This window comes from Streptomyces sp. NPDC037083 (assembly GCF_055606485.1).
Genome location: NZ_JBVJSQ010000014.1, coordinates 267523 through 291711 on the forward strand (window position 1 = coordinate 267523; position 24189 = coordinate 291711).

The following is a 24189-nucleotide window of genomic DNA, read 5'->3' on the forward strand; positions in this document are numbered from 1 at the left end:
TGTTCCGGCGCCGGCAGCGCGATGGCCTCCGGGCCGAGGGCGCCGAGCTTGTTGAGGGCGTAGGAGACGCCCTTCTCGTGGATTGCGTTGCTCTTCGTCCCGCACGCGTCGGTGGCGGGTGTTGGTGCCGCCGGCGTTGGTGACGAGGTTGGGCAGCGAGTCGGGCTCGATGACGGTGCGATCCGCAGGTCGGCGTACTTCGGTTCGGACAGGATCGAGGCGATTGGGTCGATGTTCATGGCGGCGATCCGGTCCAGCCACACGGCGGCGGGCTGGTCGGAGATGCGGCTGCCACCGTTCGACGTCCGCTGCTCGCTGGAGACGTCGGTGAGCCAGGTGGTCCCTGGACGCGCTTGGGCGGGAAGCCGACGATGCGTACGAAAACCAGGCGTTCGACCAAGCCGTCGATTTCGTTCGAATGCCCACGTTGGTCCAGCGTGCATGATGGGCTCAGAGCTGGTCTGCTGGACGTAGGGGTGCCCCGACACGCCTACCACGGAGAGATCCTGATGAGTGCCTATCGAGTGGCGCAGGCGGCGATGGCCGGCGGCCCCTTGGAGATCGTCGAGCGTGAGGTTCCGCAGCCCGGCCCCGGCCACGTGAGGATCGCCGTGGAGGCGTGCGGTATCTGCCACAGCGACGCCGCATTGGTGAATGCCCTCCTGCCTGGCATCCGGTTCCCCCTGGTCCCCGGGCACGAGATCGCCGGGCGTATCGAAGAGGTCGGCGAGGGAACATACAGCGGCTGGCGGGTGGGCGACCGGGTGGCCGTGGGCTGGTTCGGCGGCAGCTGCTGGCACTGCACACCCTGCAGACAAGGCGACTTCATCGTGTGCGAGAGCCTGAAAGTACCCGGATGGGCATACGACGGGGGGTTCGCCGACACGGTGATCGCACCGGCCGATGCCCTGGCACGGATCCCCGACGCCCTGGCGGCGACCGACGCGGCACCCCTGGCCTGTGCTGGGGTGACCGTTTACAACGGCCTGCGCCGCAGCTCCGCACGGCCTGGCGAATTGGTCGCCGTACTCGGCATCGGCGGCCTTGGCCACCTGGGAACGCAATATGCGGCCGCGATGGGGTTCGAGACCGTTGCCATCGCCCGGGGACCGGACAAGGCCGACTTCGCCAAGCAGCTTGGCGCCCAACATTACGTCGACAGTACGGCGGACATCACGGTCGCGGACGCCCTGCAGTCACTCGGTGGCGCCAGAGTGGTTCTGGCCACTGCGGCCAACTCCGCTGCTATTGCGGCGACTGTGGAAGGGCTCCGCCCCCGCGGCGAGCTTGTGGTCATCGGCGCCGACGCCGAGCCGCTGGGACTCAGCCCGAACCAGCTCATATTGAGCGGCAAAGTCATCCGCGGCCATCCGTCCGGCACCGCTCAGGACGTGCAGGACACCATGGCGTTCAGCGCCCTGCACGGGATCCGTCCAATGATCGAGACCGTGCCGCTGGACCAAGCAGATGAGGCGTACAAGAGGATGCTGTCCGGCGCCGCCCGCTTCCGGATGGTGCTCACCACCGGTTGAAGCCCGCGGCGACGCGGACCTCACGGCAGTGGCGAGGCACCGGTAAGACAGGCCTGACGTCCGTCGCTCGGCGGTGTGACGCTGAGTTCGCCAGCTGGTGGGTGGCCCGCTGGAAAACGGTCGGCGCGGGAGACGAAGGAATCAGCCCTCGTCGGCGTACTGCCGTCATGGTCTACCCAAAGCGGTGTCGGCCTTTTCGGGACATACGGTCCGGATCCTAGGCTCGGGTCTGCGAGAGCGGGGTCCGTCTTCGCGGTCACTTCGCGCAGAACGGCCATGAACGGCCATGGGCCGACTGTAGACATGATCGTGTCAATGAGGCCCGTAGTGCCGCGCCGGGCCAGCGCGACGATCTCTGTCTCTCGTCCGCCGGGGTTCGCGCTGTAGACGATCCCCTCCACCTGATTTCCCCTGAGCCGGACAGTAGCTTCAGGCGCGGCGAGCGCCTGCTGGTACGTACCGAGGGCTGCCGAAGCAGCGTCACGACCGGCGATGCGGGGCGCAGCCAGTGGAGTCGCGAGTGAGACGTCTTCGGCAAGCGCTGTGGGGGCCTGTCCCGAAAGTGCGGCGTTCAACTAATCCGGTTCTGGCTCAGCTTCTGTGATGCGGCCACGCTGAGTGACGGCTCGTCGTCTCCAGGCGGTACGCCAAGTCGCCTGAAAACGGCCTGTGGACGAGGTCGTTGGGTCGACAGTTCGGGGCCGTGGCAGAGGTCGTGCTCCGACTGAAGGAGCTGTTGTTCCCGTCGATCGCGGACGTTGCGGTGCTGTCGGTGGACGCGGATATCGAGATAGTGCGCGTCGATGCGCACTGCACTACGGACGGTGCCCCGTGCCCGGTTTGTGGGGTCTGGTCGAACCGGGTTCATGGCTCCTACCTGCGGTTTCCCGCTGATGTGCCGAGCGCTGGACGAAGTGTTGTTCTCCGGCTGCGGGTCCGCCGGTTCGCCTGCCGGAACTCGGACTGCGTACGCCGCACCTTCGTCGAGCAGATAGCCGGCCTGACCCGTCGGCACGGTCAGCGGACCGAGCGGCTGCGGTCGACTCTGGTCGCGGTCGGTCTCGCCCTGGCAGGCCGGGCCAGCGCTCGCCTGGTCTCTGCCCTCGGGGTGTCCGTCAGCCGCAGCACTATCCTGCGCCTGGTTGAAGCTCTTCCCGAGCCTGAGGTGCCCGCTCCGCGGGTGGTCGGCGTCGACGAGTACGCCACCCGCAAGGGCCGCCACTACGGCACGGTCCTCGTCGACATGGAAACCCGCCGTCCCATTGATCTGCTGCCCGACAGGGAGGCATCCAGCCTGGCCGCCTGGCTCGCCCACCGGCCCGGCGTCGAAGTCGTATGCCGGGACCGGGCGCCGTTTTTTGCCGAGGGCGCCGCCCTCGGCGCGCCACAAGCCATCCAGGTCCCGGACAGGTGGCACCTCTGGCACAACCTGAGCGAAGCCGCCGAGCGGAGCGTCGCCCAGCACCGCCGCTGCCTTCGACCCCTGGTTCCCCCGGCCCCCGAAGCCGGGCCAGAACCCGCCCCTGCCGAGGAAGCGAACGGGTCACCCTGGCCACGAGAACACCGGTTCGCCGACCGCACCCGGGCCCGGCACGCCGACGTCCACGCACTGTTGGAGGCCGGGCACAGCCGCCGCTCGATCCAGCGCCAGCTTGGCATGACCTACCGCACCGTCAAACAGTTCACCGACGCCGCTACACCGGAAGAGGTCTTCACCGGCCAGTGGCAGCACCGGCCCTCCGTCCTGGACGAGTACAAGCCCTACCTCGACGACCGCTGGAACGAGGGCTGCACCAACGCCTGGAAGCTGTGGGAGGAGATCCTGCCGCTCGGCTACAAAGGCAGCTACCAGCGCGTTCGTGCCTACCTGCACGACAAGCGCACCTCACCACGGCCAGTGACCGCCCGGCCGCCCTCGCCCCGGGCGGTCGCCGGATGGATCCTCCGCCGCCCGGAAACCCTCACCGAGCCCGAACAGCTCCAGCTCAAGACCGTCCGCGCCCACTGCCCCGAAATCGACGCCCTCACCCGGCACGTGCGCTCCTTCGCGACCATGCTCACCGAGCGCCAGGGCGAGCGCCTGCCTGACTGGCTCGACGCCGTCCGGCAGGACGACCTGCCCAGCCTCCACACCCTCGCCGCCGGCATCGCCCGCGACGTCGACGCCGTCATCGCCGGACTGGCCCTGGCCTGGAACTCGGGTGCCGTCGAAGGGCACGTCAACCGGATCAAGATGCTCAAGCGCCAGATGTTCGGCCGAGCCGGCTTCAAGTTGCTACGCAAGCGGGTACTACTCGCGTGAGCCGGCTGGCTGAGTTCCGGCTACTTCAGGAGCCGGAAACCGGGCTGTTGGGCCCACGCTCGGAGGAATTCCGCCGAGCCATACACGGCGGGCCACGGATCGGTCATCGTTGCGACGATGCCGGGAAGGCCGGCCACGATTGAAACCTGATCTTCTCGCAGTTCGGCGTTGGCGACACCACCGATGACATCCATGACAGCGGCGGTCAGCAGGGCCGTGACGAGGTGGTCGACAGCACGGTTGCAGAACGCGATGACGTCGACCGCGTGGGTGGGGGTGAAGCCGATGAGGGGTTCCTGGTCGACTTCGTCGGCGTGCTCGGCCTCGAAGATGTCCTCGTCACCGATTCCAGGCCCCATGAGAGAGACCAGGACGGGCCGACGTCCGTCTACGTCCCCGGCATCCGTGATCCCGAGGCTCTCCGCGTGAATGTTCAGGTCGTACTCGCCGACCCGCTTCTCCTCAAACCGTGCAGAGGCGCCGAGCAGGAACTCGCGGAGCCGCTGGATCGCCACGCGGGGGACGGCCTCCGCCAACTCGATCACCAACACCGGTCCGCTCATGGCCCGGAGCCTAACCAGCCGGGACTGTCACCCCCAACCGATTACTCATCGTGACCGCGTCACAGAAGCTGAGCCAGAACCACTAATCCGACATCACGCGCCCTCCTCGTGGTCACGATCAAGGCGGGCCCGGGCTTCGGGGAGTACTCGCGCGCGAGTCGTGCGGGCACGCTCGGCGCCGGCGCCCTGAGGCCGCCAAGAATCTTGTGACGTGCTACGGCTGCACCCAGGCGGTGTGACGGATGCGTGCGCCGCAGCTAGGCCGTCGCTGCCTTCCAGCACGCGCCTGGAGCATGGCGCGGCACATGCTGGAGGACGTGGCCGCTCCTTGACCTCGGCTCCATGGGCCTGGAAGGCTCGGGTGATTTGTAACCGCCACGGATGCTGCGCCTGTTCAGCCGACACACTGGCGGCCGGCCACACGACGGCTTCGCCCGGCGCCCGGCGCGCGGGCGCAGGCCCTTCGGATGAAGCGCGCAGCCTGCTGGACGGGAGACACCTCGTCAACGTCGATACTCCGCCACAGCTTTGCCGAGGTCGCGTTCGACCTCCCCCGCTCGCTGGAGACCTCGGTGCGCCAGGTGGTCCAGACGCTCGCGGGTTTCGGCCAGGGTGATCAGTGCCTGGAAGGTGGCGGCGTCGGAGCGGATGTGCGCGGGCTCCGGCAGCGTGAGGTCGTTGATCACGCGCTTGGCGGCCTGGACGCCCTTGGGCGGGAAGCCGGCGATGCGCTTGGCCAGGCGTTCGACGAAGCCGTCCAGTTCGGCGTCGGGCAGGGCACGGTTGATCCAGCCGTAGCGTTCGGCGAGGTCGGCGGGGAAGTCGTCCGCTCCGGTGACGGCTTCGATGGCGCGAGTACGGCCGAGTCGCCGGGTCAGGTGCTGGATTCCCCCAGCGCCGGGCAGGGCGCCGGTTCCGCACTCGAACTGACCGAAGACCGCGTTCTCACGCGACGCGAAGATCATGTCGCAGGCCAGCGCGAGTTCGTTGCCGCCGCCGCGGGCACGGCCGCGCACCTTGGCGATCGTGATCACAGGGACGCGCGACAGTCTGTGCAGGAACATGCCGAGTGAGGCGTCACCGGGTCCGCCGGCCTTGGCCGCCTCCGCGGTGTACTGCGGGACCGCGGTGAGATCCACGTGGGCTGAGAAGTAGTCCGGCGAGGCGCTGTCGATGATGACGACGCGCACGTTGCCGGGGTCGTCGTCCAGCGTGTCGACGAGGGAGACCAGGTCACGGACCAGATCGACACCGAGGAGGTTGAGTGGGCCGGCGTCGAGGGTGGCGGACAGAACACCGTCGTCGAGTCGAGTCCGGATCGAGGAATAGGCGAACGCCATGATGACTCCATTGAGTGAGCCCGGTTGCGGGACTCGATTCGAGCGCGTACCGCTCCTGCCGTATGACCGCTGGTGGGAGGCCAACTGACCCAGGCCCCGCCGACCGCGGTGCGGCAGGGCCAAAGGCCCGCACTGGCTGTTGAACGCTCGACGTGCTTTCACTCGCTCGACAGGTTGCCGCGTGTGCAGTGGGACCTGGTAGCCACAGGTGGCCGACGCAGCTTCTTGCTCGACGGACGTACGGTGTGTGCACTCTCGGGCGGCTCGGGGCCGATCATGCTGCCTCACCGGGTCTTGCGGAAGGCCGCGCGGTCAGGCGGTGCAGCCCCTTGCGGTCGTAGTAGAGGGTCATGGCGAACCCGAACAGCAGGGCGAGGCCAACGCCCATGGCGATCATGGACCAGCCGCGGGTCAGGCCGGCGTCGGCCCGGGCGTCGAAGTAGAGGATGGATCGCACGCCGTCACTGAGTTGCCGCATCGGTTCGAACAGCGCCAGGAAGCGGTAGAAGCCCGGAACGGCATGGAGGGGAATCGTCGCGCCCGAGGACGGCAGGGCCAGGGCGATGAACACGAACATGGACACCACCTGGCCGATCCCGCCGAAGGCCGCGTTGATGGCCTGCACCCCCAGGCCCACAGCCAGGCTCGCGCAGTAGGAGAAGATCCACAGCAGCGGCAGGTGCGATGCGTCCATGCCCAGAATCGTGATTGCGGCGATCATCAGCAGGCTGGTGGTCAGCACGGTGATGCCCGCGGTCATGAGCATCTTCAGCAGCAGCGTCTGTGTGCGGCTGATCGGCACCGTCGGCCGCCGGGTGTGCCAGGGGCCGATCTCGTTGTCCGTATACCCCAGGCCCGCGTCGACCCCGCTGTTGATGATGTTTCCGCCCACGAACCCGGTGAGCACCAGGAGCAGGGTGAAGTAGAAGGCGGTCAACCCGAGGCCGCTGTGCTTGCCGATGGGGTGGCCCACCCGAACAGTGACACCGATCGGGTCGCCCAGAAGCGCACGAGTCCTGGCATCGGCGCCCTGGCTGGAAGCCTGGGTGGTCAGCTGCCGGCCGATGGTCAGGGATGCCTGGTGAGCCGCACGCTGGGTGATCTGACTGGCCAGGGACGAGCCGAGGCTGCCCAGCCCGGGGTTGGTCAGGACCGTGAGGGAGGGCCGCGCCGAGGCCCGCGGAGTCGTCAGCGCCGCCACCGAAGTGGTGAAGTCGGCTGGAATGACCAGGGCGCCGTAGACCTTGCCCGACGCCAGCTGGTCCCGCATCTGCGCCTCGCTGAGCCGACGCCACTGCACGGTGCCCGCTGGGGTCGATGCGACGATTGACCGGCTCAACTGCGCGCCCAGGGCCTGTTGCTGTCCGGGCAACGGCGGGCCCTGGTCCGTGTCGACCAGGGCGATCGGCAATCGGCGCAGGTTCCCGTTCGGATCGACGATGCCGCCCATGTAGAGCAGCGTCAGGAACAGCGCCACCAGCGCGCACAGGACGGTCGGCACCAGCCACAACCGCCCATGACGAGCCACAGCAAAAGCGCGCGCGAGCGCTTGCGGCTGCCCGGAACCCGCCGAGGTCATGGAACTCCAATGGGGATACGGCCCTGCGCTGTCGGGATTCGCCTGCGGGGTCGGCTGTTCCCAGGAGCCACACGCCTGTGCATCAGCTGTCCGCACCCTTGGATGTAGGCGAGTAACCGCGGACCCCGTAGGGACGATAACCGTGTGTCGACAGGTCATCACTCAAAGACACGGCCGGTGTCCGTGGCGAGCGCAGGTGACGGCAGTCCCGAAATGAATCTGCACGTCCCCCCGCATGCGTCCACGGTCCCTCGCCGCCTGCGCTCGCGGACGTTCGCCGGCCGCCGGATACTCGATGCGGGCCGTATGCCTCTGCGGCGCGGCCCGGGGGAGGAAGGGCATCATCGTTTCGGCCCTGACCGACATGGAGATTGCGTCATGTGCTCCCGGAGAATCTCGCTGACTCCCCTCGCGGCGGTCACGGCCGGCCTGCTGGCCGGGGCGGTGGGAACGGTGTGTCTGGATGCCGTCCATTATCTGAAGTACCGCCGCTCAGGCGGGACGGACAGCCCACTCGCCTGGGAGTTCGCGCCGGTCGAAAGCTGGGAGAAGGCCCCCGATCCGGGGCAGGTGGCGAAGCGGGTCATCGAGGGTTTCACCCAGCGCCGGCTTCCTGAGGGGGCAGCCTGGCTCACGAGCACCATCGCTCACTGGGCCTACGGCTCAGCGGTAGGCGCCGCCTACGGCATCGTGGCCGGATCACTGCCCCGGCCTTCCCCTGTCCATGGCGTGCCATTGGGCGCCGCGGTGTTCGCCGGTGACTATGTCGCCTTGCCGATCGCAGGGCTCTACAGGCCGATCTGGCAGTACGACACAAAGGTTCTGGTCTGGGATTTCGGCGCACACGTCGCCTACGGCACCGGCACCGCAATCACCTTCTGGCTGCTCACCCGACTCGGCACCGGCGCCGTCAGAGACAGGCCATAGCCGCCTGCCGGCCACGGGCATGCCCATGCCTGCCACCGACCGGACCCCCGGCGTCGCCCGCGTCCGGCGACGCGTGTCCCCCGTGGCGGCATCTTGTACGCACCCAGGAGGTGTCAGTCAATGGACATGAAACTTGAAGTCGTGGTGGTGCCGGTGTCCGACGTCGACCGGGCCAAGAGCTTCTACACCCGACTGGGCTGGAGACTGGACGCGGACGTCGCCCCGGGTGAGAACTTCCGGGTAGTGCAAGTGACGCCGCCGGGCTCACCGGCATCGGTCATCTTCGGCACCTCGGTCACGTCCCAGAGGCCGGGCTCAGCTCAGGGCTTGCACCTGATCGTGGACGACGTCAACGCTGCATACGCCGAGCTTGACCGGCTCGGCGCCGAACCGAGCGCGGTGTTCCACGACGCCGGCGGCGTCTTCCACCACGCCGGGACGGAGGCCCGGGTGCCAGGATCGGATCCACGGCGCACCAGCTACAGCTCGTTTCTGGCCTTCAGCGACCCGGACGGCAACGGCTGGCTTCTGCAGGAGGTCACCAGCCGACTTCCGGGACGCCTCGATCCCGCGACCACGACGTTCGCCTCGGCCCAGGACCTGGCAAGCGCCCTGCGCCGTGCCGCGGCTGCGCACGGGGAGCACGAGAGGCGCATCGGTGCAGAGGACAAGAACTGGCCGGACTGGTACGCCCAGTACATGGTGGGCGAGCAGGCAGGGACCGAACTGCCGTCGTGACCGCATCGCCCAGCAGGAGATCGGGGCCGGCTCCTCTTCACAGTCGAACGTCGCGGCGGGGGAGGGCCAGGCACTTGACGTGGACGCGACCGCCGCTGTCCGCCGACGGACGCAACGCATGCGTGCAGCCGGACCGCGCCGGGCCGGGGGGCCTCGGGGAGCCGGGGGCGCAACGGTCGCGTGATCGTTCTGGGAGTACCGTGCTCGGGACCTGATGCGGGTAGGTGCTCGAGCGACGGTCGGCAGGCCACGGGCGGCAGATTGGCCCTCGGCCGGTACGGGTGGCCCGGGAGAGACTGCAGATGGCGCGGATGCCATACGTGAGGAGTTGCGATGCAGGTAGCAGTGGTCACCTTCGACGGGTTCAACGAACTCGACAGCTTCATCGCTTCCGCGCTGATCAACCGGTGCCGCGGGGACGGCTTGGAAGCGTTCATCACGACGCCGACACCGGTGGTCACGTCGATGAACGGCGTCGAGGTGACGGGGCAGCGCCCGATGGAGTTCGTCACCGAGGCCGACGTCGTGCTGATCGGCAGTGGCGTGAAGGCGCGAGAGGTGGTGGCCGACGATCAGCTGATCTCCGAGCTGCGGCTCGATTCGTCGCGCCAGCTCATCGGCGCCCAGTGCTCCGGCGCTCTGGTGCTCGCCCGCCTGGGGTTCCTGGACGGCATGCCGGCGTGCACGGACATGAAGTCCCGGCCCTTCGTCGAAGCGCGCGGCATCCCTGTGCTCGACGAGCCGTTTCACGCCGAGGGGAACATCGCTACGGCGGGCGGTTGCCTGGCGTCCCAGTACCTGGCCACCTGGGTGATCACTCGCATGCTCGGGGAGGACGCAGCACGCAACGTCCTCGACTACGTGTCCCCAGTCGGCGAGAACCAGGAGACGATCGAGCGCGCCCTGCGCGCCGTCCACTCAGCCGAAGGCGCACTCGCCTGACGCGCGAGACCACGCCGGCCCCGGACACGACCGCACGGGTGCGGTACCGGAACCTGCTGGTGCACAGTGCCGGGCGGAGGTGCATTCTGGAAGTTGGCCATTCCGGTCATTGCGGACCGGCGGCGGCGAAGTGAGTCAGGCACGCGAGCGATGAACGCCGAAGGCGCCGGCAGGCAATGGTCATCTCGAACCAGGGAGCAGTTCATGCCATCCCTTCACTTCCAGGTGAACTCCTCGATGAGCCCGGACGAGGTGATGGGCGTGCCGACGAACTTCACCCCATCCCGTGTCGAGGAGTGGTCGTCCATCGATGCCGAGCACCCCCAGATTCACGAGCGAGGTGAAACCTGGGCGGAGGTGACCGAGGGGAACGAAAATCGTGGGAGCGTGCCCGCTACGAATGGGACCCTTCGGCGAACAGGGTCACCGTCACCACTCGTGACTCGGTGCCCTTCGGCTCGGGGGGCTGGCAGTCCCAGATGACTCCCACGGACAACGGCACCCGCGTCGACATCAGACTCGAGCGGCACCCCACCTCGTTGAAGTCAAAGGTGTTGTCCTCGATCATCCCCTTCGCCGGGCCGGTGTTCCGCAAGTCCTTCAGGGAACCTCTGCACACCGTGTAGTAGCGCGGTCGCTGAAGACGCGGCCTCGTCGACATCTCCGAGGGGATCCGCTCATGACCACGGCGAAAGACCTGTTCATGATCGCCATCGAGCCGGAGCATTCCGTGGGACAGGGTGACCTGTCCCTCGCCCTCGCGGGAGCCGAGCTGATCGATCTCATCGGTGCGGGGACGGTCGCCCTGGACGGCGACCGCATAGTGCCAGGTGGACCGCCGCCGCTCGACGATGGGTTTCTGGGCGAGGTTGCGGCAGGTCTCACTCGGCAGCTGCCCTACGAACGGGTCGAAGACTGGCTGTGGCGTCGGGGCCGGGACCTCTCGGCCACCTACCAGGCCGCCCTGGAAGAGAGCGGTGAGCTGACACCGCAGCGAAGCAGCCGGTCGCCCTTCGGCTCGAAACACCTGCAACCGGTCGATACGCCCGCCCGCCGCCGCGCAGCGGACCGATGGAGACACGGGGAGCCCGTCCTGACCGCCCTCGCCGCGGCCGTGGGCATCGACGACGAACGATCCGATGACGGGACCGGCCTCGACGACGAGGCGGTGACGCGTGTGGTGGCCGCCGTCCACGACGCGGTGATGGAGCTGGAGGCCGTGCGCCAGAGGCGGACCATCGAGAACGCGGCCTTCGCCAACATCTGGCGCGGGCCATGAGCCGACCCCCGTGCCCGCTCCACGGGGCAGCCGAGGCGCAAAGCCGTTGCGTGACATGCTGCGCTTCGGGGGCGGTGCTCCCTCCGCGTATGCCAAGCGCCTGGTGGCGGTACAGAGTTCCACGACCAGCGTGCCGCCGGGGCCGGGCGTGGAGCGCATCTGTTCCAGTGACGTCCTGCTCAGCAGCCGTGTGCCGTCGGGGGCCGTTCCGCCCCCGGGACCTCTACCTCAAGGAGCGCGCTGAAGGGCTGATCCACACCCAAGCACTGCTCGCCCTTGCACGCCGCCGAGTCGACGTGCTGTGGGCCAAGCTCCGCGACAAGAGACTATTCACCCCCACCCCGCCAGCCTCCCAACCGGCTTGACACAGTCATTGAGACTCACTCCACGAGTGCATGCGGAAGGTCGAGTGCGGCAGGATGGATGACCAACGAGGCCCCCGAGCAACGTGATTGAGACGTCAGACATTTCGATCAACAGCCCGGGGGCCTCGCTCGTTGCGCTTCACGGCCCATCACCCGATTGGTGGCCAACTCGAAGAAGCTCAATGTTCGGGTCGGAATCACCGGTCGTCGACCCCGATGCCGAGCCCCAGCCCTTCCTGACCTACCCCGCCAACTCCGGTGCGGACCTCATCCCCCTGATCCCCTTCTCCGCCGAATCCACGGTCGGAGGCGCACCCCCGATCTGAAAGACCAGATCTCTTGGGAGAAGAGGAGGTTGTCCTGCAGGGTGGGCCTGCCGTGGCCTTCAATTGTGCAGCGTGGGGATGGGCCGCCCGGTGCTGGTGTTGTGCACCGCGCTGTCGCGGTGTCGGAGGGTGGCTTTCGGCGGGCGGGGGTGAACAGGTCTGGCAGACCGTCCGTTGCTGCACCCTTCGTGAGGCCGTCACCGTTACCGGTTCGACCGGAAGTTGTCGGCCGGTGCGGAGCCCGGCGTGGCACCCCTTGACCAGCAGGTCAGACCCCTTGGCGACGGGGCCGGTCGCTGACTGGTGGAGGCAAGTTGTAGGGCTACTTGCAGGGCAAGTTGTAAGAGCAAGCTGCGGCGTTCCGTGCTCGGCGTCACTGAGAGACGGCGGCCGCCGTCTCTCGGCTCGGCAATGGGTACGTCCAGCGGGCGGACCTGGTGGTGCGGGCGCCGACGGCCGGGGTGCCGGTGATGCTGCTGGAGATCGACCGCCGTACCGAGGACGCCGACGACCTGGTGCACAAGCTGCGCCGGTACTGGGAGTGGGGCCGGCTGCTGGCACCGGACGCGGACAAGCACACCGTGGACCTCGTCCGCTCCAAGCCGGACGCGATTGCGAGCATTGACCACGAGCATCGGCTGTGGCGGCGGGGTCTACCCGCAGACCGGCCGGGAGGGCCTGGTGCCGGTGGCGTTCGTGTTTGCCGACACGACCAAGGCGAAGGTCGACAACACCGTGAAGGTCCTCGAGGAAGCCGGCCGCCGCTTCTGGGCGCCGCGCCGGGACGAGCACGGCGCGGACGCGGCAGTGTGGCGGCGCCTGGGGCGCGCGGACGAACAGACGCTGACCGACGCGCTCGACAACCCCGACGGCGAGGACCTCTACCGCGACCAGATGGCTCGCGCCGATGCGAAGGAGAAGCGACGTCGTGCCGCTGAGTGGGAGGCGCGGCCGCCGGTGTGCAAGCGGTGCGGGCAGAAGTTCACCGACCAGCCCTGGGAGGAGACCACCGCGCACCGGACGGCCTGGAACGCCGGGGACGTGTCCGTGTGCGGCACCTGCCACGCCGACGACCTCGCCCGCGAGGAAGCCGCCCGTCTCCAGGCTGCCGCACCGCCGGAGCCGGAGGACGACGGCCAGGAGCCGGGCAAGCCCCGCCGCAGCCTGTTCCGCCGGCGGGCCTGACCCGGGCAAGCCAAAGGCGCTCCTGGGCAAGCCCCCCTCCAACGGGGGCTTGCCCAGGCCGTACCCTCGGCGCTGGGCTGGAGACCGCGCGCCGAGACCCGGCCCGCGGCGAAGGAGGAACAGGTGAGCACCTTCGAGACGGGACAGACGGTCGTACGGCGCGACGTACACGGCTCAGGCCGGGTGTGGAGCGAGCACGCGCTACGCGTCGTCGCCGACACCAGCGAGGCCCTGGTGGCCGCCTGCCCGCCAGGAGCCGAGACGCGCTGGCCGGCCCTGTACGTCAAGGCCCGCGATGATGGCGACCGATCGGTACGCACGGAGGCGTTCGACGCGATGGCGACTGGCGTGTGGGAGCTCGCGGACGCCGTGTGGCAGGAGACCGAGCTGCTGCTGTGGAAGCCGCCGACGGCATGGTTCAGCGTCAACGCCTTCTACACGAGCGGCGGGCTGCGGAACTGGTACGTGAACTTCGAGCACCCCACCCGCCGTGCGAGGGACGGGTTCGACACCTTCGACCTCACCGTGGACCTGGTCGTCGACCCCGACCTGACCAGCTGGGAGTGGAAGGACGAAGACGAGTACGCGCACGTGCGGCGGCTCGGCATCGTCACCGACACCGAGCATCAGGCCGTGGACGCCGCCCGCGACCAGGTCATTGCCATGCTCACCGAGCACTCCGGCCCGTTCGCCGACGCCGCCTCGTGGATGTCCTGGCGGTGGAACCCGGCCTGGCCCGCCCCCCGACTGCCGCGCCCGACGCAGGGCAGGGAGGGGGTTGCACCGACGGGCGGCTGAACCGTTGTCTGGACGGTTGCCCCCAGCGGGGAACCGAAGGTGTGACCGGGCTGGGAGCCCCCAAACCGGACACCGCCCGTTCCCGCCGGTCAGCTCCTATGGGCAAGCTCAGCCGGTTGCGCGTCGGCCGGGCCGCCGCGCCGCTGTCAGCGCGGCGACGTCAGGCGGGGAACATCGGCGGGGGAGAGGTCCGGCTGCGGGCGATGTCAGCGTGTGGGGAGAACGTTCCCAGCGCTCCGGCCGCGTGGGGGCGGCGGGGCGCGGCGCGGGGGTGAGCCGTGTGGCGCATGGTCAGTCGTCGGAGCTCAGGCCGTTGGCGCGGACGATGCCGTCCAGCTCGTTGTAGAGGGCCTGCTGCCCAGTGACGAAGCGACGGTGCTTTTCGCGCAACTCCTGCAGTTTCGCCGGGTCGTCGGCGGAGGAGGCTTCCACGATGGCGAAGCCGGGGCTGCCGTCGGGGCCGGGCATCTCCACGAGTCGGTGGTCCATGCGGCTGGTCAGGAGAATCGCCAGGACCGTCGCGTACTCCCGCTGCACCTCATCGGTGAACTGTGAGGCGTCACCGACAGGGCCGGCCTGATGGCCCTCGGCTATCAGGTGCGCTGTCTCGTGCACGGCCTTGGCCAGGACGTCGTACTGCTCGGGGTCCATGCGGGCCTTGAGCGTCTCCATGTAGAGGGAGACGTTGTCGATCCTCCCGTCGTCCGAGCCGGAGTCGTTCGCGTCGTTCATCTCGACAGCCTGGCCCGGGAGGCGGCAGGCGTCCAGGCCCGTACGCGGGGCGGCGCAGAGCGGTACAAGTACAAGTACAAGTACAAGTACCGGTATGGCATCCAATCGGATCCGGCAGTCGGCCGTGGTGGACCGGGCCCGTCGAAGCGCTGTACAGGCTCAGGCGGGTATCGGTGCCGGACGCAGCGACGCGAGCGGAGAGCGCCGGAGTCACCTCATGCTGACCGGTTCGGCCTCGTCGGCCAGGTCGGTCAGGATGTCGCTGATGCCCTCGATCAGCCGTGAGAAGGGCGCTGTCACGTTGGCTGACTGGTGGGATGATATTCGGGTTGATCAGCCAGGGAAGGATCGTCTGTGGGGAGCGCGTCGCTGTCGTACAAGGGTCACCGGTACCCGGTCGAGGTCATCTCCCACTGTGTGTGGCTGTACCACCGCTTCCCCTGTCGTTCCGCGCAGTCGAAGAGCTCATGCTCGAGCGCGGGATCGTCGTCTCCTACGAGACGATCCGCCGCTGGTGCGCCAAGTTCGGGCAGACCTACGCCAACGCGCTGCGCCGCAGACGGCCCCAACCCGGGGACAAATGGCACCTCGGCGAGGTCTTCATCAAGATCAACGGACGGTTGCAGTACCTGTGGCGCTCCGTCGACCAGGACGGCAACGTCCTCGACATCCTCGTGCAGAACCGGCGCGACAAGGCCGCCGCCAGACGCTTCTTCCGCAGACTCCTCACAAAGACCCGCACTGTGCCCGGGGTGATCATCACCGACAAGCTCCGCTCCTACAAAGCGGCCTACCGCGAGGTCATACCCTCCGTCGAGCACCGCTCACACAAGGGCCTGAACAACAGGGCGGAGAACAGCCACCAGCCCACGCGGCAGCGTGAACGGGCGATGAAGGGCTTCCGCGGCGTTGGCGCAGCCCAGCGGTTCCTGTCCGCGTTCAGTGGGATCTCACCCCACTTCCGACCCCGCCGCCACCTGATGGCAGCCTCCGGCTACCGAGCCGAGATGACCATCCGCTTCACCATCTGGGACCAGATCACCCGTGCCGCCGGCCGACCCACTACGGTTTGAACACCCACCCAGACCGCGTGCCCACCGCGCCCCGACGCACCATCAGACAGTCGCGCACCCAACAACGTGACAACGCCGTTCAAGAAGTTCCTGATCAAGCTCGACAAAGAGGTGCCCGCCGGCCTGGATGTCCACCTCATCTGCGACAACTACGCCACGCACAAGACCTCCGCCATCAAAAGGTGGCTGCTGGCCCACCCCCGTTTCCACCTGCACTTCACGCCGACTGGCTCGTCCTGGCTGAACCTCGTCGAACGGTGGTCCGCCGAGCTGACCAACAAGCAGATACGGCGAGGCGTTCACAGGTCCGTCCAGTCGTTGGAGAAGGACATCCGCAACTGGATTGCCGCCTGGAACACCGACCCGAAGCCCTACGTCTGGACGAAGACCGCGGACGAGATCCTCGTACGCCTCGCCAGTTATCCTGAACAGAATTCCTGACTCAGAAGACTAGAGGCAGATGCCGGGAGGGGCCGCGTTCGGACCAATGTTGCCGGTCCAGGTGTTGGCAGTGCCATCGGTGGCGGTGCCGCTGGTGCTGTCGCGGCAGTCGAGCATGCCGTTGCGGCGGGCGACGTTGGACTTGATGGTGTTGCCCCCGTTGCCGCCGGCATCGATTCGGATTCCGTCGCCCGCGTTGTCGTCGGCGATGTTCCCGGAGATGACGGAGTTCGTGAGGGAGTTCGCTGCCACACTGATGCCGTGACCAACGGTGCTTGATTCGGAATTTCTGATGATGTTGCTGGCGATGGTGACGTTGGTGCTGGGCGAAAGACCGAAGGCGTTGGCCCGTACGCCTAGAAATCCCCTTTCAATGATGTTGGAGGTGATCTTCAAGTTCGTGTTGTTGTCGCCCAAGAAGATCCCGGGGGCGCCAGAGTTGTCCCGGATGATGTTCCTCCCTACGCTGGCGTTGCTGGACTTGAAGATGAATGCAAAGGCCCTGTCTTCCAAGGAGGTGTTGCTGTTTATTTTGACATTGTCGACTTCTCCGGGCGTCAGTGCGTCCAGAAGGACGCCGGAGTTTTCGTTACCAGAAAATGTATTTGTTTCGATGTCCGCATTCTTCAGGCCCGCGTCTGAGTAGATTCCGCTGCCACTTGCAGAACCTGGTTGATTGTTCTGGCGAATGCAGTTCTGCTCAACCTGGGAAAGACTTGTGCCACTGGAGTGGAAATAGACTCCGATAACATTGTTCTGGATCATGTTCTGCCGGACTTGGTGGCCTGAGTGTGCCGCACTCGTGACGATGCCATAACTGGAGGTGTTGTTCTGAACGGTGAAGCGGGAGAATCTGATGCCGTTCTCCAGCAAGCGGACACTGCCTGAACCGCCCGCCGACTGAATGATCGCCTGCCTGGACGGATCCGGAACTCCGGCCTGGCGGCACGTTGCCCCTGTGGGGGCGGCGGCCGGTCCGATCAACTGCAAATTCTCCTTGTCCACGGTGACAACCTCGTTGTACATTCCGGCACAAACTCTGATCACATCCCCTGGTGCGGCTGCAGTAATCGCTGCCTGGATCGTGGTGAAAGGTGCACCCGGACATTGTGCTCCATTGTCATCCACAACGAGTACAGCCTGAATTGCCTGGCTGGGCACTGCCGAGAATGCCGTAGCCACTGCCACGCCCGCCATGACGAGGACGGTCTTCTTCATAACCTTCTCCTTGGATTTCGGTGCAGCCCGCAATCAGGTCGTGCGGCAGCATGGTCGACTAGGTGGCACATGGCTGGCAGCGAAACCAATGGAATCACCTGGCATTGGCAGGACTCCATCAGCTACGTAACCCGAACGAAGAGCGGGTAGTTTCCGCCGTTTACGAACTTAGACGTGCCACGTTAGGTGTGCAAGCGGTAGCACTCTGTATGTGCCGCTGGGCATGCGACGCCACTGAGCGTTTTCAGCGTTGCCTCTCCAGGGTGTGGACGGCTTTGGCGATGACGGTCATGCGGTTCGGGCTGATGCGGGACCTGCGGAAGATCTGCCAAGACTTCAGCCGTGCCATGCCGCGTTCGACCGGTGCCCGGGCTGCGGCCAGGGCCCGGTTGACGGTGCGCTGGGTGAGGGTGAGCTCGCTGCCCGGTGGCCGTTTGAGTCCAGTGGTGATAACGGCCCCCTCGGTGCGACGGCGTATTTCACCGACCTGCCCGCTCTGCAAAGCAGCAGGTCCGGGCCAGAGTCGGGTTTTCCACCAGTGGATAAACCTACGTTGGCTGATCGCTCCACTAAGAACACCAACAGAAAGAAGACCAACAAGCAGAACACCAGCCCCCTCCGTCCGTGCCGCGGCGACGCGTCGCGAACACCGGGACGGACGGACCGGCCGGACACCCCGACGTCCCCGCCGGCCGCGCCCGCGGCGGACGAGATGCACCCGGGGATCCGGCTGCTCCTCGACCTCGGGGCGGCCCGCCCCGAGCTGCTGCTGACCGGGCAGGCGCTGACCGATCAAGGCCGCGTGGTGACCGTGATGCTGGAGGCCGGCTGGAACGCCGAGCAACTGCGGCACGTCATCGCCGACAGGCCCCTGCCCCATCCGGTCCGGACCACGGTCGGCGCGATCATCGCTGCTCGCCTGAGCGCCGCCCAGGCCTACCCGCCGCCCACCCTCGCGGCCGACCACCACGACCAGCCAGTGTGGGACGACCCGCCGCCGCAGCCGATGACCGGCTCCGCCGCCCGCACGGTGAGCGAGGCCCTGACCTACCGGGCCCTTACCGAATGCGCAGGCTGCGGCGCCCCCGGAACCGCCCCCGGCGAGGACCTCTGCCCGGCCTGCCTCGGCTGGCCGCTCTGCCGCACCTGCCCCGGCCCCACACCGCGGCGCGCCCACCCCGACGGCGACGGCCGCTGCACCACGTGCGCCTCCGCCCTGACAGACCACCACCTGAAAGGAAGCCCGTGACGGACACGCTCCACACACCGCCGCCACCGACCGCGGCTGCACACCACGAGCGCCCCTTCACCCGTCATCCGGGTCGGTGGGACAAGGAACGCTCCCGAGCCCTACCGACCGGGCACGTCCGCGACCACACCTGCTCCGCCGCCTGCGAAATGGTGCTCGTCCACGAACGCACCCCGTGGGGCTGGCTCGCCTGGACCGTCCCCGGCGACGGCAGCCCCGAGACCCCCCACCAGATCGCGGTGCTCACTCCATCCGCCACGCGTACGCAGCGCCTGGCCCTGCGCTGGCTGACCCGGCACCCCGCCCAGCGCATCGCCCCGGACACCGTCCCCGGATCGCTGCGGCTCGCCGCCGCGGCCGTCGCGCTCGTCAGTCTGGTCACCGGCCTGTTCGCCATCCGCCACGCAGTCCCCCTCGACGTCGCCCTGCCGGCGCTGCTCCTCGCCCCGCTGCTCGCCGAGCACCTGCCCGACCGGCTGGACAGCCGGGCCCGCGCACACGTCCGCATCGTCGAAGGCGACGCCGCCTGCCGCTACCTGCAGCGCCTCGCCACCCTGCACACCTCCCTGGTCCAGGCCGCCGCCGGCAGCGAACGCTACGAACTGCGCCGCTCGGCCGAGGTCGGCCAGCACTTGCTGTGGGATGCCGCAGGCCTGCTCCAGGCCCAGGACAGCCGCTCGGCCTCAGCCGACCTCATCGCCGGCGAACGGCTGATGCTCCAACTCGCTGACCAGGTCGCACAGATCCTCGAGCACACCGCACAGGACGGCACAGCCGACGCCAACCAGGCCTCCGACCCCGTCCCGCTCTTGGGCCCGTACCCGCCTGGCCCCCGGCCGACGACCCATCCGACAGCTCGTCACGCACCGAACCCACCGCTGCAGAAGGGAACCCTCCCCATGACCCAGCCCGAACCCGCCCCGGCTACCCCCACGGACGTCTACCTCCTGTCCGCGCACGAGCCCTACTACCCGGTCGGCGCCCAGGAGATCAACACCACCGTCGTGGCCGCCGCCTCCCTGCTGCACCCCCGCGTACGGCAGCCCGACGGCGCCCGTATTCATGATCGCCTCGTCCATGGCCGCCGGGCCGGCGAGATCGTGCCGCTGTCCACGCTCACCCACGAACTCGACGCAGGCGCGCGCTGGCCGCAGGTCGGCGACTGGGAGGCAGCCACCGAAGACCTGCTGCAGCTCATCCGCGACCATGACTGCAACGCCCTCAACCTGGGCTTGCCGGAAATCGCCCGGGCCCTCATGTGCGTCGGCCCGCACAGCGAGGTCCGCGCCGTCGACCCCACGTCCGGGGCGCATCGGGCATACGGGCCCGCTGACCGGATCGAGATCCTCGTCGAGGTTGGCCGGCACCTGGCCTGGGCGGAAGCAGGATCTCCCCTGTGGCCCGGCGACGGCCTGCTTTCCCCGACCACCTCCGGGGATGCCAGCTGATGTTCGGCTACGCAGCGTACGAAGTCTGGGCGGAGCTCCGTCGGCTGATGGCCGGACGCCGAAACCGCAACCACCGCTGTCACGGCAGATTCTGCTGCCGACGTCAGAGCCGCCTGACAGACTCCGCTCGACCCGGCCCCCTCTCCGAACGGACACGCGCACAGTGCCGACGGGCTTCCTGATCGTGGGTGATCGGTTTGCCGATCGGTCTGGTGCTGGGGCCGGTTGCTCGGTTGCCGGCGCCCTCTGGGCACGAGCGTCACTTAACACACTCAGGACGTACTTTCCTGAGCAGCTGAGGCAGAAGTAACAGGAGATCCGTAACGATGGCCGGTTCCGCGAAGCCGTGCGGCTTCGCGGGGGAGAGGTGGCTGGCCTCTCCATACCGGCCATTGTGCGGCGTCTGGCCCGCCGGGAGCCGTGAGTACGTCCTCGCCCGCCACCGCCGGCCCGGAAGTCATCGACCCGGCCCCGGACGCCTTCGTCCTCCCGTTCAACCGGCTGCGGCCCGGCTTTGACCCCGAGCAGCTGCCACGTTTCTGCGACCTGGCCTGGCGCCTGGCGCTGATCAGCCCCAAGGAGTCGAACCGCTCGCTCGTCACCGACTGGAGCCGCTGCCCCGCCAGGCTGCCGCCCGGCTTGATGCGCGCGGTCTTCGCCGAACTGAACATCCCGACCCCGGCCGTGCTGCTCCAGCAGCGCGAAAGACCGTGATCCCGCAGAGCCTTCCGCCGCGCAGGCGACCGCCCGCCATGACCGCCAACGCCTGTCCCTGTCCTGCCTGCTCCGCAGGCCAGGGCCTCAGGCGGCGAATGGGTTGGTGTGGCCGGGCAACTGCTGCCCCGGGCGCAGGAAACGCTGGCTGCCCTGTTCGTCACGCACCGCGAGGAAACCGGCAGCCGTCAGCCGTTGTGCGATCTTCCCGCGGCGGATTGCGCCCACCTTGAACGCCACGGTGAAGAGCAGCGCGACCGCCCCGCCGGAGGCGACCGCTTCGACCGGCGATTTGTCGATGAGTAGGAGTACGGTCAGGACCGCGCAGGCGAGGTAGCCGATCACCTTTTGGCTCCGGTCGGCGACGTACTGGGCCATGATGTCGAAGGTGATGAGGTCCTTCAGTACGGCCACCGCACCGACCGCTTCAGGCAGTGGCTTCAGCGAGCCCTGCTCCAGCCCCGGAACGGTCCCGCCGTTGCCTGCCTGCGGATGCGTAGAGATGGTGGCCGCCTCACGGACGCGCGCTTCGAGTTGCGGGTCCCGATACATCCGCACCTGCACGAGCGAGTTCTTGAACCCGGTCCTATACGCCATGCCGTACATGTAGCCGTACCGCTCCGCCACGTGCGCCAGGGCGGCCGCCTTCGACGTGGAGCCCTGCGGGGCGATCTCGACAATGTCCTGCTGACGGGCGATCTGCTGAAGCATCCCCACTATGTGACGTTCTACGGACATCCTGTTCCCCACCCCCTGAGACCCCGTGCTGGGGGCGACCGGCGTACAGCCTAGCCAGTCAGGTCGAGGTGATGAGGGTCAGTCATGCGGACGTTGCCACGTTGTTGAGTGTGCGGACTCCTGGCGGTGTGTCGGAGGGCCGCCGGCCAGTTCGCCAGGGCCTGGACACAGACGCCAACCGATCCGCCCACCATGGCTGTGATCTGGTTCCAGACGGCGAACCGGATGGTCATCCGGCTCGGTATCCGTGAGTGGGCATCAGGTGGCGGTGAGGCGAGGCCGCAAGTGAGGTGAGGTACCGCCCAGCGCGGACAGAAACCACTGCGCTCCGCCCGTGGAGCGAAAGCCCTTCATCGCCCGTTCGCGCTGCCCGGTCGGCTGGCGGCACTGGTCTCCGCCCGGTCGTTCAGACTCTTATGGAAGCGGTGCTCGACGAAGGGCATGGTCTCGCGGTGCGCCGCTCCGTGGGAGCGGAGCTTGTCGGTGACGAGGGCGATGCTGAAGGCACGTCAGGAAGCAGGGCTTCAGGTCCGGATGACGGCCGGCTTCTGCTGGCCCTGGAGTGAACCGGTCCTCGACGCCAACAAGCAGTTCGTCGCGCTCGTCGACGACGTGAACTTGCCCCAATGGCAGTGGAAGCGGCCGTGGAATGTACAGGGCGACCGTTCCATCGGCGGCTTCCCGTCGAAGAATTTCTGGGCCACCGACCCGGCGGGCTTCAGCCAGGTGGGCTGCATCTACACCGCGCAGGGCCTCGAGTACGACTACAGCGGCGTCATCTTCGGCCCCGACCTCGTCTGGCGGGACGGCGTGTGGGTCGCCAACAAGAAGGCCAGTAAGGACATCGTCGTAGCCCGCGCCGGCGAGTACGAGTTCACGCACCTGATCCGCAACACCTACAAAGTCCTCCTCACCCGCGGCATGCAGGGCACCGTCCTGTTCTCCACCGACGAGGAAACACAAGCGCTGCTCAACAGCCTGGCCCCCAGCGCGTAGACCATCCGTATCCCGCAGCGTTCGAGGTCGGCGTACATCCAAAAGACGCCCACCGCGCACCCGGACGCTGGTACGTCTGCCACGCAAGGCCACCCCAGCGGCCGCCTTCCTCCGGCAGACAACCTCCGCCGCGGCTGCCGGCCCACCGCCGCACACCCGACGGCACCCGCTACCTGGTTCTTTCAGCAACGTCAACGCGACGCCAGGCCGTACGATACCTGCGTCCCCCGCCCGTCAATTCCGCTGACGCCCACCCTGCTGCCTGGCAACCGGGCCCTCCTCTGCAGGTGTTCTTCTTTCCCTGCGACCGTCTGTGTTCTTTGTGGGACTCTGAGTGAATGGAGCACTCAAACCGACGTGGTCGGCCCGTCTGGAGCCGCGGTGACGCGACTGTGCGTGTGGGTTGTTGGTCGTGTGGTGATCAGGAGGTCCATTGCCCGATTTGTTCCATAGCGCTGGTGAATCCCGAAGCTCCCTGCTGTCCCGGGTGCGGGCGTCGCTACGCTGTCATGCGCCGCCGATCCCACTGCCACCAGTGCGACATGGTGATCGATTCGGTCGGGAGGATCACCGAGCTGCAAGGCGATGTTGAGGCTGTCCTTCGTGCATACCAGGCCACCCGGCAAGGGGGCGCCGACCCGATTGCTCCCAGTGGAGACGACGACGAACCGCAGAGCGCGACAAGGCGGGACGCCGATGCGCCAGCGGACCTGGAGCGAACCGATGACACACAACCCACCCCTGGTCGGCGGATCAAGAGTGCTGTCGTTCAAGGCGCGACTCTGGTAGGCGCAGCAGCATTGCTGGCTTTGGCGGAGAGGATTGTGGGGCTGCTCTCCGGCTGACCACAGTCCACATGGAAATGGCGCTGCATGCGGTCTCTAGTACTCCAGCTGTAGTTCTTGATCACTGTCGACGAGCGACCTGTCGTTGCCGCCGCCCGTCGTCGATCATGGGTGGCCTCATCCGTGCCGCTGCGCCGGGCGGGCTGGAAGGCTGAGCTCATAGCTTCGAGCATCGTCTCCAGTACACCGAGGATCTGCGGACTGGTACGAGCGCCCTCTGGGTTCGGTTGCGGGAGCTCCTTCAGGACCAGGGGCTTGACCCTGAGGTGACGGTCATCGTTGGCCTCTTGCAGGAGGGCCCCGATCACGAGGATGGCCAACTCTCCGGCGACGGCAGGGTCTACAGGTCCAGCCTCTTCTTTTGATCAGAAACGGCTCGGGTTCTCATCAACATGAGGGGTCTTCACCGGGGTCGCCTGATCCGCCTCGATGGTCGTGGCCGCCTCGGCTGCTTCCCGGAAGGTGACGACCGCCTCGCCGTTCTCCCGCGCCCATGCGGTGAGCATCCTCATGGGCTCCTCCAGGGTTCGCCCGAGATCGGTCAGGCCGTACTCCACGCGCGGCGGCGCCTCGGCGTACGCGTGCCGCTCGACGAGCCCGTTGGCTTGGAGCCGGCGCAACGTCTGGGTCAGGACCTTGCGCGAAATGCCACCGCTCAGCTCGACCAGCTCGCCGTGGCGCAACGGGCCGTCGGTCAGCGCGAAGAGCGTGACCATGGACCACTTGCTGGCGATGATCTCCATGGCCAGGAGAGCGGGACAGTCGGCGAGGAAGGCAATTCCGGGTCGCAGGCTCATGCCCCGAAGGTTACCTGGAGGTACCTGATGGCCGCCTATCGTCGTCGAGGTGCGCACGCCCC

The 24189-nt window shown here is 67.7% G+C and carries 20 protein-coding genes and 7 pseudogenes; 17 read left to right on the forward strand and 10 right to left on the reverse strand.

Annotation, left to right across the window (positions count from 1 at the left end):
• Positions 1-35: 35 nt before the first annotated feature.
• Positions 36-320, reverse strand: a pseudogene (locus ACZ7DE_RS32665) (glycoside hydrolase family 6 protein); the annotation flags it as partial.
• Between the two features lie 189 nt (positions 321-509).
• On the opposite strand from ACZ7DE_RS32665, the gene ACZ7DE_RS32670 reads away from it, so the two are divergent.
• Positions 510-1532, forward strand: a complete 1023-nt coding sequence (locus ACZ7DE_RS32670) for an alcohol dehydrogenase (RefSeq protein WP_470767523.1) — start codon at positions 510-512, stop codon at positions 1530-1532.
• A 703-nt stretch (positions 1533-2235) separates the two neighbouring features.
• Positions 2236-3834, forward strand: a complete 1599-nt coding sequence (locus ACZ7DE_RS32675; RefSeq protein WP_470767525.1) for an ISL3 family transposase — start codon at positions 2236-2238, stop codon at positions 3832-3834.
• A 20-nt stretch (positions 3835-3854) separates the two neighbouring features.
• On the opposite strand, the gene ACZ7DE_RS32680 is transcribed toward ACZ7DE_RS32675, so the two are convergent.
• From ACZ7DE_RS32680 to ACZ7DE_RS32690, 3 genes are all read right to left on the reverse strand, one after another.
• Positions 3855-4397, reverse strand: coding sequence for a DUF6368 family protein (locus tag ACZ7DE_RS32680; RefSeq protein WP_470767527.1), 543 nt, complete (start codon positions 4395-4397; stop codon positions 3855-3857).
• Positions 4398-4900: 503 nt separating this feature from the next.
• Entirely contained in the window at positions 4901-5737 is an 837-nt protein-coding gene (locus ACZ7DE_RS32685; RefSeq protein WP_470767530.1) for an enoyl-CoA hydratase/isomerase family protein, read from the reverse strand.
• A gap of 274 nt (positions 5738-6011) precedes the next feature.
• Positions 6012-7316, reverse strand: a complete 1305-nt coding sequence (locus ACZ7DE_RS32690; RefSeq protein ID WP_470767532.1) for a YhgE/Pip domain-containing protein — start codon at positions 7314-7316, stop codon at positions 6012-6014.
• A 378-nt stretch (positions 7317-7694) separates the two neighbouring features.
• Here ACZ7DE_RS32690 and ACZ7DE_RS32695 point away from each other — a divergent pair, with 378 nt between their 5' ends.
• From ACZ7DE_RS32695 to ACZ7DE_RS32735, 9 genes and pseudogenes are all read left to right on the forward strand, one after another.
• On the forward strand, positions 7695-8243 hold the full coding sequence (locus tag ACZ7DE_RS32695) for a hypothetical protein (RefSeq protein ID WP_470767534.1): 549 nt from the start codon (positions 7695-7697) through the stop codon (positions 8241-8243).
• Between the two features lie 120 nt (positions 8244-8363).
• Entirely contained in the window at positions 8364-8981 is a 618-nt protein-coding gene (locus tag ACZ7DE_RS32700; RefSeq protein ID WP_470767536.1) for a VOC family protein, read from the forward strand.
• 333 nt (positions 8982-9314) lie between these two features.
• Positions 9315-9923, forward strand: a complete 609-nt coding sequence (locus ACZ7DE_RS32705; protein ID WP_470767538.1) for a DJ-1/PfpI family protein — start codon at positions 9315-9317, stop codon at positions 9921-9923.
• Positions 9924-10402: 479 nt separating this feature from the next.
• The gene (locus ACZ7DE_RS32710) at positions 10403-10549 is read left to right on the forward strand and encodes a hypothetical protein (protein WP_470767540.1); all 147 of its coding nucleotides are present in this window, start codon (positions 10403-10405) and stop codon (positions 10547-10549) included.
• 53 nt (positions 10550-10602) lie between these two features.
• Positions 10603-11202, forward strand: a complete 600-nt coding sequence (locus tag ACZ7DE_RS32715) for a GOLPH3/VPS74 family protein (RefSeq protein ID WP_470767542.1) — start codon at positions 10603-10605, stop codon at positions 11200-11202.
• Between the two features lie 191 nt (positions 11203-11393).
• Positions 11394-11567: pseudogene (locus ACZ7DE_RS32720) on the forward strand (IS110 family transposase); the annotation flags it as partial.
• Between the two features lie 182 nt (positions 11568-11749).
• Complete coding sequence (locus ACZ7DE_RS32725; protein ID WP_470767544.1) at positions 11750-11893, forward strand: hypothetical protein; 144 nt, start codon at positions 11750-11752, stop codon at positions 11891-11893.
• A gap of 621 nt (positions 11894-12514) precedes the next feature.
• A complete protein-coding gene (locus tag ACZ7DE_RS32730) occupies positions 12515-13078 on the forward strand; it encodes a hypothetical protein (protein ID WP_470767546.1) in 564 nt (187 codons plus the stop codon).
• 123 nt (positions 13079-13201) lie between these two features.
• Positions 13202-13876 (forward strand): ribonuclease FAU-1 family protein, encoded by a 675-nt coding sequence (locus tag ACZ7DE_RS32735; RefSeq protein WP_470767548.1) that lies wholly within the window; start codon positions 13202-13204, stop codon positions 13874-13876.
• A 291-nt stretch (positions 13877-14167) separates the two neighbouring features.
• On the opposite strand, the gene ACZ7DE_RS32740 is transcribed toward ACZ7DE_RS32735, so the two are convergent.
• On the reverse strand, positions 14168-14608 hold the full coding sequence (locus tag ACZ7DE_RS32740; RefSeq protein ID WP_470767550.1) for a hypothetical protein: 441 nt from the start codon (positions 14606-14608) through the stop codon (positions 14168-14170).
• Between the two features lie 354 nt (positions 14609-14962).
• Between ACZ7DE_RS32740 and ACZ7DE_RS32745 the strand changes: the two are divergent.
• A pseudogene (locus tag ACZ7DE_RS32745) lies at positions 14963-15681 on the forward strand (IS6 family transposase).
• Between the two features lie 72 nt (positions 15682-15753).
• Positions 15754-16122: pseudogene (locus ACZ7DE_RS32750) on the forward strand (transposase); the annotation flags it as partial.
• A 9-nt stretch (positions 16123-16131) separates the two neighbouring features.
• On the opposite strand, the gene ACZ7DE_RS32755 reads toward ACZ7DE_RS32750, so the two are convergent.
• The gene (locus ACZ7DE_RS32755) at positions 16132-17340 is read right to left on the reverse strand and encodes a right-handed parallel beta-helix repeat-containing protein (protein WP_470767552.1); all 1209 of its coding nucleotides are present in this window, start codon (positions 17338-17340) and stop codon (positions 16132-16134) included.
• A 244-nt stretch (positions 17341-17584) separates the two neighbouring features.
• Positions 17585-17800 (reverse strand): annotated as a pseudogene (locus ACZ7DE_RS32760) (transposase family protein); the annotation flags it as partial.
• On the opposite strand from ACZ7DE_RS32760, the pseudogene ACZ7DE_RS32765 reads away from it, so the two are divergent.
• The 3 genes and pseudogenes from ACZ7DE_RS32765 to ACZ7DE_RS32775 form a co-directional block, all read left to right on the forward strand.
• Positions 17792-18589, forward strand: a pseudogene (locus tag ACZ7DE_RS32765) (hypothetical protein); the annotation flags it as partial. The pseudogenes ACZ7DE_RS32760 and ACZ7DE_RS32765 overlap by 9 nt on opposite strands.
• Positions 18586-20037: a hypothetical protein gene (locus tag ACZ7DE_RS32770; RefSeq protein ID WP_470767554.1), complete on the forward strand. Its 1452-nt coding sequence runs from the start codon at positions 18586-18588 to the stop codon at positions 20035-20037. The pseudogene ACZ7DE_RS32765 and the gene ACZ7DE_RS32770, both read left to right, overlap by 4 nt.
• Positions 20038-20457: 420 nt before the next feature.
• Positions 20458-20751, forward strand: a complete 294-nt coding sequence (locus tag ACZ7DE_RS32775; RefSeq protein WP_470767556.1) for a hypothetical protein — start codon at positions 20458-20460, stop codon at positions 20749-20751.
• Positions 20752-20838: 87 nt separating this feature from the next.
• On the opposite strand, the gene ACZ7DE_RS32780 is transcribed toward ACZ7DE_RS32775, so the two are convergent.
• Positions 20839-21462, reverse strand: coding sequence for a hypothetical protein (locus ACZ7DE_RS32780; RefSeq protein ID WP_470767557.1), 624 nt, complete (start codon positions 21460-21462; stop codon positions 20839-20841).
• Between the two features lie 218 nt (positions 21463-21680).
• A pseudogene (locus ACZ7DE_RS32785) lies at positions 21681-21980 on the reverse strand (IS6 family transposase); the annotation flags it as partial.
• A 43-nt stretch (positions 21981-22023) separates the two neighbouring features.
• Here ACZ7DE_RS32785 and ACZ7DE_RS32790 point away from each other — a divergent pair.
• Positions 22024-22485, forward strand: coding sequence for a DNA/RNA helicase domain-containing protein (locus ACZ7DE_RS32790; protein ID WP_470767593.1), 462 nt, complete (start codon positions 22024-22026; stop codon positions 22483-22485).
• Positions 22486-23695: 1210 nt separating this feature from the next.
• Here ACZ7DE_RS32790 and ACZ7DE_RS32795 read toward each other — a convergent pair.
• A complete protein-coding gene (locus ACZ7DE_RS32795; RefSeq protein ID WP_470767559.1) occupies positions 23696-24127 on the reverse strand; it encodes a winged helix-turn-helix transcriptional regulator in 432 nt (143 codons plus the stop codon).
• Positions 24128-24189: the final 62 nt, after the last annotated feature.